Source organism: Nocardia sp. NPDC004860, from assembly GCF_040609015.1.
Classification (GTDB): Bacteria; Actinomycetota; Actinomycetes; order Mycobacteriales; family Mycobacteriaceae; genus Nocardia.
Window position 1 is genome coordinate 1 of the sequence record NZ_JBEXJI010000057.1, and the last position, 12,932, is coordinate 12,932.

Annotated in this window: 10 protein-coding genes; 3 read left to right on the forward strand and 7 right to left on the reverse strand. The window is 68.9% G+C overall.

Annotated elements, in window-relative coordinates:
• Positions 1-275: 275 nt before the first annotated feature.
• The 3 genes from ABZV44_RS45145 to ABZV44_RS45155 form a co-directional block, all read right to left on the reverse strand.
• Entirely contained in the window at positions 276-605 is a 330-nt protein-coding gene (locus ABZV44_RS45145) for a plasmid stabilization protein (RefSeq protein ID WP_354851459.1), read from the reverse strand.
• 15 nt (positions 606-620) lie between these two features.
• Positions 621-956: an SDR family NAD(P)-dependent oxidoreductase gene (locus tag ABZV44_RS45150; protein ID WP_354851462.1), complete on the reverse strand. Its 336-nt coding sequence runs from the start codon at positions 954-956 to the stop codon at positions 621-623.
• 205 nt (positions 957-1,161) lie between these two features.
• Positions 1,162-1,956 (reverse strand): GvpL/GvpF family gas vesicle protein, encoded by a 795-nt coding sequence (locus ABZV44_RS45155; protein WP_354851464.1) that lies wholly within the window; start codon positions 1,954-1,956, stop codon positions 1,162-1,164.
• 296 nt (positions 1,957-2,252) lie between these two features.
• Between ABZV44_RS45155 and ABZV44_RS45160 the strand changes: the two genes are divergently transcribed.
• A complete protein-coding gene (locus ABZV44_RS45160; RefSeq protein WP_354851467.1) occupies positions 2,253-2,426 on the forward strand; it encodes a CsbD family protein in 174 nt (57 codons plus the stop codon).
• Between the two features lie 257 nt (positions 2,427-2,683).
• Here the strand turns inward: ABZV44_RS45160 and ABZV44_RS45165 are convergent, their stop codons facing one another.
• Positions 2,684-4,264: a phosphatase PAP2 family protein gene (locus tag ABZV44_RS45165; protein ID WP_354851470.1), complete on the reverse strand. Its 1,581-nt coding sequence runs from the start codon at positions 4,262-4,264 to the stop codon at positions 2,684-2,686.
• 21 nt (positions 4,265-4,285) lie between these two features.
• Positions 4,286-5,803, reverse strand: a complete 1,518-nt coding sequence (locus tag ABZV44_RS45170; protein ID WP_354851473.1) for an FAD-dependent oxidoreductase — start codon at positions 5,801-5,803, stop codon at positions 4,286-4,288.
• A gap of 99 nt (positions 5,804-5,902) precedes the next feature.
• Between ABZV44_RS45170 and ABZV44_RS45175 the strand changes: the two genes are divergently transcribed.
• Entirely contained in the window at positions 5,903-6,883 is a 981-nt protein-coding gene (locus ABZV44_RS45175; protein ID WP_354851476.1) for an SDR family oxidoreductase, read from the forward strand.
• Here ABZV44_RS45175 and ABZV44_RS45180 read toward each other — a convergent pair.
• Entirely contained in the window at positions 6,857-7,966 is a 1,110-nt protein-coding gene (locus tag ABZV44_RS45180; RefSeq protein ID WP_354851479.1) for an enolase C-terminal domain-like protein, read from the reverse strand. The genes ABZV44_RS45175 and ABZV44_RS45180 overlap by 27 nt on opposite strands.
• Entirely contained in the window at positions 7,963-10,857 is a 2,895-nt protein-coding gene (locus ABZV44_RS45185) for an FAD-binding and (Fe-S)-binding domain-containing protein (RefSeq protein ID WP_354851482.1), read from the reverse strand. The genes ABZV44_RS45180 and ABZV44_RS45185 overlap by 4 nt, the downstream gene beginning before the upstream one ends.
• A 150-nt stretch (positions 10,858-11,007) precedes the next feature.
• Here ABZV44_RS45185 and ABZV44_RS45190 point away from each other — a divergent pair, with 150 nt between their 5' ends.
• Positions 11,008-12,801: a thiamine pyrophosphate-requiring protein gene (locus tag ABZV44_RS45190; protein WP_354851485.1), complete on the forward strand. Its 1,794-nt coding sequence runs from the start codon at positions 11,008-11,010 to the stop codon at positions 12,799-12,801.
• Positions 12,802-12,932 lie beyond the last annotated feature (131 nt).

Below are 12,932 nucleotides of genomic sequence, written 5' to 3' on the forward strand. Positions count from 1 at the left end.
TAGCCGTGCATGCGGTAGAGCTCGGGTGACCATTCCCAGCGGCGGGTGGCGAACCAGAACCGGAAGCTGCCCGTCCGCGGCCCTGGGTATGTCCCCGCTGCCCATACCAGTGATTCCGCGGGCAGTTCGGCAGGAGAAGAAGAACCCATGACCGGATTATCGCGCCGGGATGCCGGCGCGCTCCACCTCGGCCTGGGCGTGGGTATTCAGGTCGCCTGGATCGTCAGGCGTCGGCTTCGGGCGTGCCATTGGTATTCGCCTCCTGCTCGGCTGGTTCAGTCGCGGCCGAGCGCATGTGCGAGCTGAGCCTTGGACATGGCGGAGCGGCCCTTGATATTGCGCTGCTTGGCCTCGTTGTAGAGCTGGTCCCGGGTGAGTCCCTTGGGACCACGGCGCCCGGAACGCTGGCCTCCGCGCTGCTGCGGGGACTTGCCCTCGAGCGAGGTGCGGCTCGCGGTCTCGGTCTTGCCGGCTCGGGCGCGGTTCTTGTTCACCGTGCGAGCGCCGATCTCCCTGGCGCGCTTGGGGGATGCGCCGCGGTCCTCGGCGGAATCGCGGATGTGCTCGTACTGGCGTTCCTCTTTGTTCGTCCATTCCTTCGGCATGACTGGGCCTTTCGGTCAAGGGAGGTGCGGCATCGTGGAGGCGAAGATGTCGATCTTGCCGAATTCCCGCAGTGCCGCGTCCATTACGGCGTAGCCGTGGGTGGTGCCGTTCACGTCACCCTGCACCAGCAGTGCTCGCCGTCCGCACTCCAGCACCAGCCGGCGGGTCCACTCGGCTCGGTGTTGTTCGTTCTTGTACTCGAGTACGACGTCGGCTCCGGCGTGGGCGAAAGTGATCGCCAGGGCGCGACCGATGGCACTGTCGGCTCCGGTCACCAGGGCGACCTTGCCCGCCAGCTCGTCGGCGGCGGTATCGATCTGCGCAGGTTGGTGTGGCTGGATCAGTGTCATCGCCATCTCCTGTCTCTCCGGTGTCGCGATACCCGCGAAGCCGACGGTGAAACGGTCGGGAGTGGCCGCCTGGATCGAGTGCGGTGCGGATTACCGGTCGTCGCCGAACTCGTCCGGTGTCGCGGAGACACGGGCCGGGAGTAGCCCAGGAACAAGGAGACAGCCATCGGGAACCGACGGGCCGAACCCGCCCGCGTTGTGCCGATCATGATCTGTCCGGTTCGACGGCGAGGAAGTCCCAGGCCGCCAGCGGGCCGACGACACGCAGGTGCACCCGGTCGGACCACAGTTCGGCCACCTTGTCCACGGTGCGCACCAGCGCCTCCTCCTGGGTGAGGGGCATGAGCACGGCGATATCGGCCACTTCGTTCTCCTGGGTGGATGGGCGCAGCGACATCTGCCCGGTCAGCGGTGCGAGCGCTCGTATCAGCGTCTCGCTGTCAGCGTGCCGCTTGTCTTCCATTGCGGCATTGACGATCTCGCCGAGGGCGATGCGCGCGTCATCGGTGGCGTCGGGCGGTGTGGTGCGGATGGCATCGTGCAGCGCGGCGGCCTGCGGGTTCTCGTCCAGGATTTCGCGCAGCACGGTGTCCTCGACATAGTGTCCCCGCACGAGATACTCGGCCTGCCCGGACAGTTCGTCGAGGGCGGCCTGGAAGCGTTGCGCATTGGGTTGCAGCAGGCCCGTTTCCACCGCCTCGTCGTCGACGAGTGCGGCACCGAATCGAACGGGAATGACCGGCATGGCGCCGACCAGGTCGTCCACCAGACTCGCGAAGGCCCGGAGGTCTTCGGCCCGGTCCAGTGACTGCTCGACCGGGACCTCGCTGACCACCGCCGCGATCGAGCCGTGCCGCACGGTCCGGATCGGGGCCGGATGCCGGCCGATGCCCTGCACCTCCAGGTGGGCGTCCGCGGGGACGATCCCGTAGATCAGGAGTGCCGTATTCGGATCCGATTGCGTCCGTGTGTGTTCCGATGGTGTGTCGTCTGCGGTCATGATCGGCTCCTCGGGCGGTGCTGGTGGTCTGCTCGGGCGGGTTCTCGTCACCTGCCCGGAGAACAAGCTCCTTGTCGTTGTTCGTTTCTCGCCTACCCCGTCTCGACGGGTCCATGCACTGACCTGTCGAGCCGGCTCGCGCGCCGCACGCGCCGCAACGCCCGATCGCCTGAGCAGAGATACCGCAGTACTGCGAAACGGACTGAGGCTACGTTTCGGGTGCGGGAACGCGGGTAGGCGAGGAACGGGTCACGTCGGTGGCCCTCGAATACGGCACCCATGGGAAGGAAACGATCATGAGCGCAACCGACAAGACGAAGAACAAAGCCGACCAGCTCGCCGGCAAGGCCAAAGAGAAATTCGGCCAGGCGACCGGCGACAAGCAGCGCGAGAATCAGGGCAAGGCCGACCAGGCCAAATCCAACCTGAAGGACGCGGGCGAGAAGGTCAAGGACGCCTTCAAGAAATGATGCGCGGACGCCGCCGCACCGATGATGTCCGGAGCGCCGTGCTGACATTGTCTCCGGCAGCCTCGGCTACAGTCGCGGAACTGTTTGCCCGGCATCGGATCTGGCGGCGCTCCACCCACGTCGTCCCGGCCTGATCACGGACCGCCACGGTCCGGTATCCCCGGTCCCGCGTTGACTGGGCCGTGGCATCGGGGTCGCGCGGTTCGGCACCGCGCGGCCCTCGGCTGGGATCGGTGGATCGGTGTCGTGGGGTGCACCTATTGTGGTTTCCCCCGGGGTGGGTCAGCGCGGAACGCCGAGTCGCCGCGTGCGGGGCGGTAGACGGAAAGGCGGCCGGCCAACTCGACGTGGATCCGGGTTGCGGTGCCGATCATTTCGCCGTCGGCGGTCAGCGGTTCCCTGGTGGGCAGGCGGATGATCAGCTCGCGGGGGCGGGATTGGCCGTACAGCCGGGTGCGACCGATGGTGCCGAACAGAACGGCGGCCCCCGCCCGGGCGCGAGAACAGGGCCGATCGGCTCGGAGCCAACGGATATCGAGCAACGCGGCGTCGAGGCGGTCACGAAAGGCAGGGACGGCACGCTGCGGCCGATAAGGCCCGTTGCCGATGAACAGGGTCCATACCCGTTGCCTGCCACCGTTGATATGAATCTCGACGGGGTGTGCCCGGCGCAGCGCGAGCAGGAGTGCGGCGAGGAAGGCGGGCCACCGGCCCCACCGCGATCGCCATTGACGACGGGTCCGGACCAGATCGGGGTACGTGCCCAGACCGGCGGTGTTGAGCAGGAGCCTGGTCTTCGGTCCGGTCTCGTCATCGAACTCGATGCGTGCGATGTCCACGCCGACGACGTCGCCGGTGGCGACGGCCGCAGCCGTCTCGCGCGGATCCCGTACTCCCAGGTCGCGGGCGAAATGGTTGAGAGTGCCGGTGGGGAACACCGCCAGCGGTAGCCCGTGGCGCAGTGCGACGGTGGCCGCCGCGGCGAGGGAGCCGTCGCCGCCCGCGATGCCCAGCGCCAGCGGTGGCGGTGTGCAATTGCGGTGCGCTCGCTGGAGGCATTCCACGGGGTCGCCGCCCGGGTCCGTGTACACGAGCGTGGCCGCGGGCAACAGGGCTGAGATGTCCGCGGCCGGATCCACAGCCGGGTCGCCCGCGGCCGGATTGACCAGCACCAGCAGCCCCTTGCCATCGGCGAGCGCCGGCGCGCCCGCGATACCCCGCGATTGCGCCGCGGCCGGGATGTGGGCCGGCCACCAATGCCGGGTGGCCAGGGCGATGCCCGAGCCGATGGCCGTGCCGACGAGGACATCACTGCCCCAGTGCACGCCGGTGTGAATCCGCGAGTAGGCGACGGTGGCCGCCAGCGGCGCGAGAACCAGTGCGGTGCGCGGACTTTCGAGCGCCACCCCGGTGGCGAACGCGGCCGCGGCGGCGCTGTGCCCCGAGGGGAACGACGATGAGGTGGGCCGGGGGCCCAGCCGCCGGTGTGCGGGTAGGAGATCGGCGGCCGGTCGGCGGCGCGCGATGACCGGCTTGAGAATGGCGTCCACCAGCAGGGCCGCGCACCCGAGGGACGCGACACCGCGGACGGCGGCTCGCCGCTGCTCGCCCTTACGAGTGCTGAGCACACCTGCGATGAGTAACCACAGCGCGCCGAAATCCGCGCTGCGAGTGAGACATAGCAGGGCGGGGTCGAGTGAGGAGACCGGGAGCCGCGCGATGGCGGCGGTGACGGCGCGATCGGTCCGCCCGACCCGGTGGAAGCGTCGCCGAACCCGGTCGCGGGTGTGAGCCTGGCCGCCGATTCCGGCGCCGTCGCGAATAACCCAGCGTTTCACGGTATTTCGATCCGCTCGGGGCTAGCGCGGGTCCGGCCCTGCGCTGGGCGGTGCCAGCGGGGTCAGATGGTGGGTGGCGGGTCCTTCGAGACGGGTGCCGTCGGCGGCGAAGCGGGAGCCGTGCAACGGGCAATCCCAGGACTTCTCGGCCGGATTCCAGCGCAGGATGCCGCCCAGGTGCGGGCAGATCGCGGAGACGGTGGTGGTGGTGCCGTCGACGGTGCAGGTGGCGGCCGGGCGGGCGAAGCGGCGCTCGACGTGTCCGGTGCCTTCCTGGGGCCGGACGGGGTCGGTGCCGGTGCGGGCCAGGTGCCACCAGCCCGCGCACAATTGCAGTGCGACGCCGGCATTCGACCGGGCGGCGGCCGGAAATGATCGCAGTTCATCGGGCCGCCAGGTGGCGAAGGCGTGTGCCCAGTCCGGTGGTTTGCCGGTGATATGTCCCAGCAGGACCTGGGCTGCGGCGACGGCGTTGGTGAATCCCCATTTCGCGTAACCTGTGGCGAGCAGGATGCCGTCGTTGCCGGGGAGCAGCGGACCGGCGTAGGGGAGTTCGCCGATCGGCAGGTAGTCCTGTGCGGACCAACTGGTCAGGGGTGTCGCCGACGGGTACCAGCGTTCGGTCCACTCGTGCAGGTCGGCGATCTGGTTGTCGGTGTGGTCCTCACGCCCGACCACGTGACCGTTGCCTCCGACCAGCAGTACGTCGCCCTCGGGGTCGGGCACGGTGCGGACGGATCTGGTGGGTGCGCCGGCGGTGATGTACATGTCGGAGGACAGTGGCTGCGGCAGCCGGTACGCGGTGAGGTAGGACCGCAATGGCACCAGGCGGGCGAAGAATCCGCCGCGGTCCAGAATCGGCGTCCCGGTTGCGAGGATGACGGTGCCTGCGTGGACCGGGCCGTGCTCGGTGTCGATGAGGTAGTCGCCGGTGGCGGCGGTGCTCACCCCGGACACGAGACTGGATTCGTGGATGGGTACCGCGTGCGATTCCACATCGGCGGCGAGCGCGGCCAGCAACGACATCGGATTGAGCTGAGCCTGTGCCGCGAGCCGCACGCCGCCCACAATCGGAAACGGCGCGTCGATCCGCTCGGCGAACTCGACCGGCATCCCCGCCTCCCGCAGTGCACCGAATTCTCGTCGGGCGCGCGGCAGTTCGCGCTCGGAGCGGGCGTAAGTGTAGGCGTCGGCGGCCTGGCAGGCGACAGCGTGGCCGCCGCAGTACTCCAGCAGCCACCGCTGCCCCTCCAGGTTGGCGTCGAGATAGGTGCGCAGCATGGCCGCACTGTGCCGGCGCCTGATGCGCTGTGCCCGGATTCCCTGCAGCAGACTGACTTTGGCGTTGCTGGCGCCGGTGGTGCCATCGCCGATGCGCCGTCCTTCCAGGACCGCGACCTCGACGCCGTTCTCGGCCAGCAGCAGTGCCGTGACCAGGCCGGTGAGGCCGGCCCCGATGACCACCACGTCGAAACGCACTCCCGGTGTCACTCGCAGACGGGCAGGGGTCGGGTTCTCGATCTTCCAGACTGGTGTCATGGTGTCGCTATAGCCCGCCGGTCGGAGGCGAAACGCCGGGGACGGGGTTCGAAACGTGGCGGGGTGGTTAGCGAGGGGACGCGGTGGTATCCGGCGGGCATGAAGCCGAACACCCGATATGAGCCGAAGGTCGTCGTCGTCACCGGAGCGAGTGCGGGGATCGGACGGGCCGCTGCCCGCAGGTTCGGGGCGGAGGGGGCGTCGGTCGCACTGCTGGCGCGCGGGCGCGCTGGTCTCGAGGCCGCCGCCGCGGATGTGTGCGCCGCGGGCGGCCGGGCACTGGCGATTCCGGTCGACGTCGCCCAGTACACCGCGGTGGATGCCGCCGCGTCCCGGATCGAGGAGGAGCTGGGACCCATTGACGTGTGGGTGAATTCGGCGTTCACATCGGTGTTCGCGCCGTTTCGCGAGATCGATCCGCTGGAGTTCCGGCGGGTCACCGAGGTGACCTATCTCGGGTCGGTGCACGGGACGCGGGCGGCACTGGCGCGGATGCGGCCACGGGATCGGGGTGCGATCGTGCAGGTCGGGTCGGCGCTGGGGGAGCGGTCGATTCCGCTGCAGTCCGCCTATTGCGGAGCCAAACACGCGGTGAACGGGTTCGTGGAAGCCGTGCGGGTGGAGCTGCTGCACGACCACAGCAATGTGCACATCACCATCGTGCAGGCGCCGGCGGTGAACACTCCGCAGTTCTCGTGGGTGCTGTCGCGGCTACCGCGCACACCACAGCCCGTGCCGCCGATCTATCAGCCCGAGGTGGTGGCGCGAGCGATCGCCTTCGCGGCCCGGCATCCACGGCACAAACAGTATTGGGTGGGTGCGAGCACCGTCGGCACCGTGCTCGCGCAACGGCTGGCCCCGGCGCTGCTGGACCGGTACCTCGCCCGCACCGGCTTCGACAGCCAGCAGACCGACGCGCCCGCGCCGGGGCGGGCGGACAATCTCTGGACACCGCTGGACGAGGCCGACGGCCACGACTACGGCGCGCACGGCGAATTCGACGGTCGGGCGCACCGGCGCAGCCCGCAGTCGTGGCTCACCCGGCGGGTGTTGTCACTCGGCGGAATCGGCAGGGGCTGAAATACGATATGGCGCAGCGGATTCCGAGAGGCGCATGCCGTGCCCGTACGGCTCGGCGTCCTGCCCGCGCGGCGCGATCCTGCCGTCCACGACCCGCGGGGCCCCGGTCACCAGCAGCGGTTCCAGCCGGGCGTGATCGACGAACCACTCGATGTGCCGCAGCCGCGGCACCGCCGCGGCGATGCCGGCATGCAGGGCTGGGGCGCAGTGGGCCGAGATGTCGCGGTGATTGGCCGCGGCCACGGCGGCACCGCGCAGGAATCCGGTGTAGCCGCCGCAGCGGGTCACGTCGAGTTGCAGGCAGTCGACGACATCGATCAGGCGTGCGGCGTCGTACTCGCTGTAGATGTATTCCCCCGCCGCGACGTCGCAGCGGACGGCGTCGCGGACCGTGCGCAGCCCGGCGAGGTCGTCGCTGGTGACGGGTTCCTCGAACCACACGACGCCGAGCCGATCGAGTTCCGCGCCGACCCGGCAGGCCGCACCGGGCGTGTACGCACCGTTGGCATCGACCATGATGGCGGTCCTGTCGCCGAGGAGCTTGTGCACCAGGGTGATTCGTTCGACATCACGTTCGGCGTCGACCCCGATCTTGATCTTGACGGCGGTGCAGCCCGCGGTCTCCCAGCCGAGGACCTGCTCGGTGAGCTTGTCATCGGTGAGATTGACGAAGCCGCCCGAGCCGTAGACCGCGGTGGCCCGGCGTACGGAGCCGAACAGCGACTCCAGCGGTGCCTGCATCAGGCGGGCCTTGAGATCCCACAGGGCGATGTCCACCGCGCTGAGCGCATGCCCCACGACTCCCGGCGTGCCGAAGTTGCGGCAGGCGCGTCGCAGCCGCAGCCAGGTGTCGGTGACATCGTCGGGCGAGGTCTCGTGCAGCAACGACGCGAGGTGATCGGCGACGACCGTCGCGGCCGCGGGGGAGCTGTAGGTCCAGCCCAGCCCGCGTTCGTGTCCGGCGTGAATCGACACGACGACGGCGGTGGTCGCGTCCCAGGCCAGTGTCCCGTCGGCCTCGGTCTGCGGAGTGGGGAATCGATAGGTCTCGACGGTGATGTCGTCGATGAGTGGGGTACTCACAGGGATTCGCCTCGAATCGCGGCAGCGAGCAGCTCGGCCGCATGGTGGGGGCGCGCCTCGGGAAGGAGGTGGCGGATCTGGGTACGGCAGCTGAACCCATCCGCCACGATAGCGGTTTCCGGTGAACATGCGCGCAATGCGGGCAGCAGCGCGTCCTCCGCGCAGGCGACCGACACCTCGTAGTGCCCCCGCTCGAAGCCGAAATTTCCTGCGAGACCGCAGCATCCGGCGTCCAGGACCTCGACCTCGGTGCCGGTGGCGGCGAGCAGTTCCCGATCCCGGTCGAAGTGCAGGATGGCGTGGTGATGGCAATGCGGTTGCACGATGGCGGATCCGCCGGCCAGTGGCGGCGCCCACCCGGGGGCTCGGTCGGCGAGCAACTCGGCCAGCGTGTGGGTCTGCCCGGCCAGGCGGTGGGCATCCTCGTCGCCGTGGAGTAGTTCCGGGAGGTCCGAACGGAACACCGCGGCGCAGCTGGGTTCCAGCACGACAACCGGAATACCCTCGCGCAGAATGGGTTCCAGGATGCGCAGGGTGCGCTTCAGCACCCGTCGGGCGGTAGGCAGCTGGCCGGTGGATATCCAGGTCAGCCCGCAGCACACGGTCCGGTCCGGAATCTCGACCTGGAATCCGGCGGCGGTGAGTACGTCGACGGCGGCGTGCGCGATGCCGGGTTCGAAGTTGTTGGTGAACGTGTCCGGCCACAGCAACACTCGACCGTGTCGCGCGGTGACGAGATCGTGCTCGCCGGTGAAGGTTTCGGTGAAGCGGGCACGGGCGAATCGAGGGAACTGACGCCGCGGATCCACGCCGCCCGCCCGCGCGATCATCCGGTGCAGCCCCGGTGCGTGCGTCACGGCATTGACGACCGGCGCGGCGGCGGTGGCCAGCCGGGCCCACAGGGGAATCCAGCCCATCGAGTAGTGCGCCATCGGCCGCAGCCGACGGTGGTAGTGATGCGAGAAGAATTCGGCCTTGTAGGTCGCCATGTCCACATCGACCGGACAATCGCTGCGACAGCCCTTACAGGCCAGGCACAGGTCGAGGGCGTCGCGTACCTCGGTGGAACGCCAGCCGTCGGTGATGACATCGCCCTCGAGCATTTCGAACAGCAGCCGGGCCCGGCCGCGGGTCGAATGTTCCTCCTCGCGGGTCGCGCGGTAGCTGGGGCACATGACGCCGCCGCTCTCGCCGCGGCATTTGCCAACGCCGACACAGCGATTGGCGGCATGGCTGAAGCGGAAGCCGTCCTCCGGGAAGGAGAAATGCGTCGCGGGTTCCCACGGCCGATAGGCCACACCCTGGCGCAGATCGCCATCCAGGGGGCGGGGGTGGACGATCTTGCCCGGATTCATCCGGTTGCGCGGATCGAACAGGTGCTTCAGCTCTCCGAAGGCGTCGATCATCCGGTCGCCGAACATGATTCGGAGCAGTTCGGCGCGGGACTGTCCATCGCCGTGCTCGCCGGACAGCGACCCTCCGTAGCTCGTCACCAGATGCGCGCTGTCCGTGACGAATTCGCGGTAGTGGGCGATGCCTGCTGCGGTGCGCAGATCGAAGGGGATGCGGGTGTGCACGCAGCCCTGCCCGAAATGGCCGTAGAGCGAGCTGGATTCGTAGCCGAACCGCTGCAGCAGCCGCTCGAAGTCACGCAGATAGTCGCCGAGCCGGTCCGGCGGCACGGCGGCGTCCTCCCAGCCCTCGTGGGTTTCGCGTCCACCGGGCGGATACGCGGTGGCACCCAGCCCGGCCTCGCGAGCCGACCACAGCTCGGCCTCGCGCTCCGGATCGTCCACCAGCTTGGTGTTGGCGCCGGTGTGGCGCTCGACCGCATGCATCATGTCCCGGGCGGCGGTATCGGCCGCGTCCTGGGTGTCGCCATCGAATTGCGCCATCAGCCAGGCCTTCCCGTCCGGTAGCTGCTCGATCGCGCGCCCGGCGAGATGGCGGCTGTGTTCGAGCTGGACGAGCCGCCCGTCCAGCCCTTCCAGCGCGGCGGGGTGGTGCCGCACCACCTCGGGCACCGCGTCGGCGGCGGTGAACACATCGGGGAAGCCCAGCACCACCAGCGCTTTCGCGGCGGGAACCGGGACCAGCTCGAGCTCGGCGCGCAACACGGTGACCAGCGTGCTCTCACTGCCGACCAGCAGTTTCGCCGCGTCGGATCCGCGCTCCGGAAGCAGGGAGTCGAGGTTGTAGCCCGATACCCGGCGCGGGATGTCGGGATAGGACTTGCGAATGTCGTCGGCGTAGCGATCAGCGAGATCGCACAGGGAAGACCGCAGCGGATCGGTGAGGCCCGCCGGCCCGGGACCGACCCACATGCGCGTGCCGTCGTAGGTCAGCACCTCGAGCCTGCGGACCGAATCCACCATCTTCCCGTAGGCCTGGGCGGTGGAACCGCACGAGTTGTTGCCGATCATGCCGCCGATGGTGCAGCTGACGTGTGTCGACGGTTTGGGCCCGACCATGAGGTCGTAGGGACGGAGTTCGTTGTTGAGCACGTCCAGGGCGATACCCGGCTCGACCACCACGGTCCGCGCCTCCGCATCGACGTCGACGACGCGGTGGCAGTACTTGGTCCAATCCAGAACGACCGCGGCATTGCAGCATTGGCCCGCCAGACTGGTGCCTCCGCCCCGGGACAGAACGGGCATATCGTGCGCACTGCACACCGCTATCGCGGCCTGGGCATCCTCGGGCGTCCGGGGGACCACCACGCCGAGCGGCAGTGCCCGGTAGTTGGAGGCGTCGGTGGAATACGCCGCCCGCGATCCCGGGTCGAAGCGCACCTCCCCGGCGACCGCGCGCGTCAGGTCGTCGGCGACGGCATCCAGGGGAAAGCGGGCGCGTTGCCCGCGTCGTAGCTGGTGATCGGATCCTGCCGGCATCGGCGCGCCTCCACTGGTCACATGAGGTTTTCGGCTCTCCTGTCGCGCGGATACCCGCTACGCCCGGGTAATCACCTGCCGATTGGGGTGCGGGCGCGGGGGTACTCGGGCGCTGTTCGCAGTGATCCGGCAACAGGGACAGGAGGCGTCATGACCCGGCAAGTGAGCGATCATGTCGTGGAGCGGCTACGGGAATGGGGGGTCGAACAGGTCTTCGGATATCCCGGCGACGGAATCAACGGGCTCATCGCGGCGTTCGGCCGCGCCGACGGAAAGCCCGCGTTCATTCAGGCGCGTCACGAGGAGATGGCCGCCTTCGAAGCGACCGGGTACGCGAAGTTCAGCGGTCATGTGGGGGTGTGCACCGCGACCTCGGGTCCCGGTGCGATCCACCTGCTGAACGGGCTGTACGACGCCAAACTGGACCATGTGCCCGTGGTGGCGATCGTCGGTCAGACCGCGCGCAGCGCCATGGGCGGCAGTTACCAGCAGGAAGTGGATCTGCAGAGCCTTTTCAAGGATGTGGCCTCGGATTATCTGGTCGAGGTCAACGTGTCGAGCCAGTTGCCCAACGCGCTGGACCGCGCCTTCCGCACCGCCGTCACCCGGCGCGCGCCGACCACGGTCATCATCCCGTCCGATCTGCAGGAAGAGAAGTACGAGGCGCCCGAGCACGAATTCAAGCAGGTACCGTCCAGTTCGCCCGGCACCATGTCGGCGCCGAGAGTGGTTCCACCCCGCTCCGACATCGAGCGCGCGGCCGAAATCCTCAATGCCGGAACCAGAGTCGCGATCCTGGCCGGACAGGGCGCACGCGGCTGCACCGCGGAACTGACCCGCATCGCGGAGCTGACCGGCGCCGGTGTGGCGAAGGCACTGCTGGGCAAGGACGTGCTCTCCGACGAGCTGCCGTTCGTGACCGGAGCGATCGGCCTGCTGGGCACCCGGCCCAGCTACGAACTGATGCGCGACTGCGACACCCTGCTCATCGTCGGCTCGAATTTCCCCTACGCACAGTTCCTTCCGGACTTCGGACAGGCTCGCGCCGTTCAGATCGACATCGACGGCACCATGATCGGTATGCGTTATCCGACGGAGGTCAACCTGGTCGGCGATGCCAAAGCCACACTGGCCGAACTGATTCCGATGCTCGCACCGAACCCCGACCGAGCCTGGACGATCGACATCCAGGAGAGTGTCGCCCGCTGGTGGCAGACGATCGAGCACCAGTCCATGCTCGATGCCGAGCCGGTCAACCCGATGCGGGTGGCCTGGGAGCTGTCGCAGCGCCTGCCCGAGAACGCCATCATCACCTCCGATTCGGGCTCGGCGGCGAACTGGTACGCGCGCTGCCTGCGTTTCAGCGGCCGCATGCGTGGGTCGCTGTCGGGCACGCTGGCGACCATGGGGCCGGGCGTGCCGTACGCGATCGGCGCCAAATTCGCCTGCCCCGACCGTCCGGTCATCGCCCTGGTCGGCGACGGGGCGATGCAGATGAACGGCCTCGCCGAACTGCTGACCGTCGAGCGGTATCAGGATCGGTGGGAGGACCCGCGACTGATCGTGTGCGTGCTCCACAACAACGACCTGAACCAGGTCACCTGGGAACTGCGAGCCATGGGTGGCGAGCCGAAATTCGAAGAGTCGCAGACGCTTCCGGACGTCTCCTATGCCGACGTCGCGCGCTGCATGGGCCTGGCCGCGATCGCGGTCGACCGTCCCGACGCGGTCGGTCCCGCCTGGGAATCCGCGCTGTCCGCCGATCGGCCGGTGCTCCTCGACTTCCACACGGACCCGGAGGTGCCGCCCATTCCGCCGCACGCGACCTGGGAGCAGCTCAAGGACACCGCGGAGGCCATACTGCGCGGCGATCCCGGCGGCTGGCACCTCATCGTCCAAGGTGCGAAGACCAAGGCCCAGGAGATGCGGCCGGCCCGCCACTGACCGGCCCGCCACCGAGGGAAAACGCTGCCACGCTACTTCTTCGGTACGAGGATGCCGGTCAGGTCGGCGTCCCGGATCGGGGTGTCCGGGTTGCGCTGGGCTCGGCACATGAGTGTGATGGCCGCGATGGA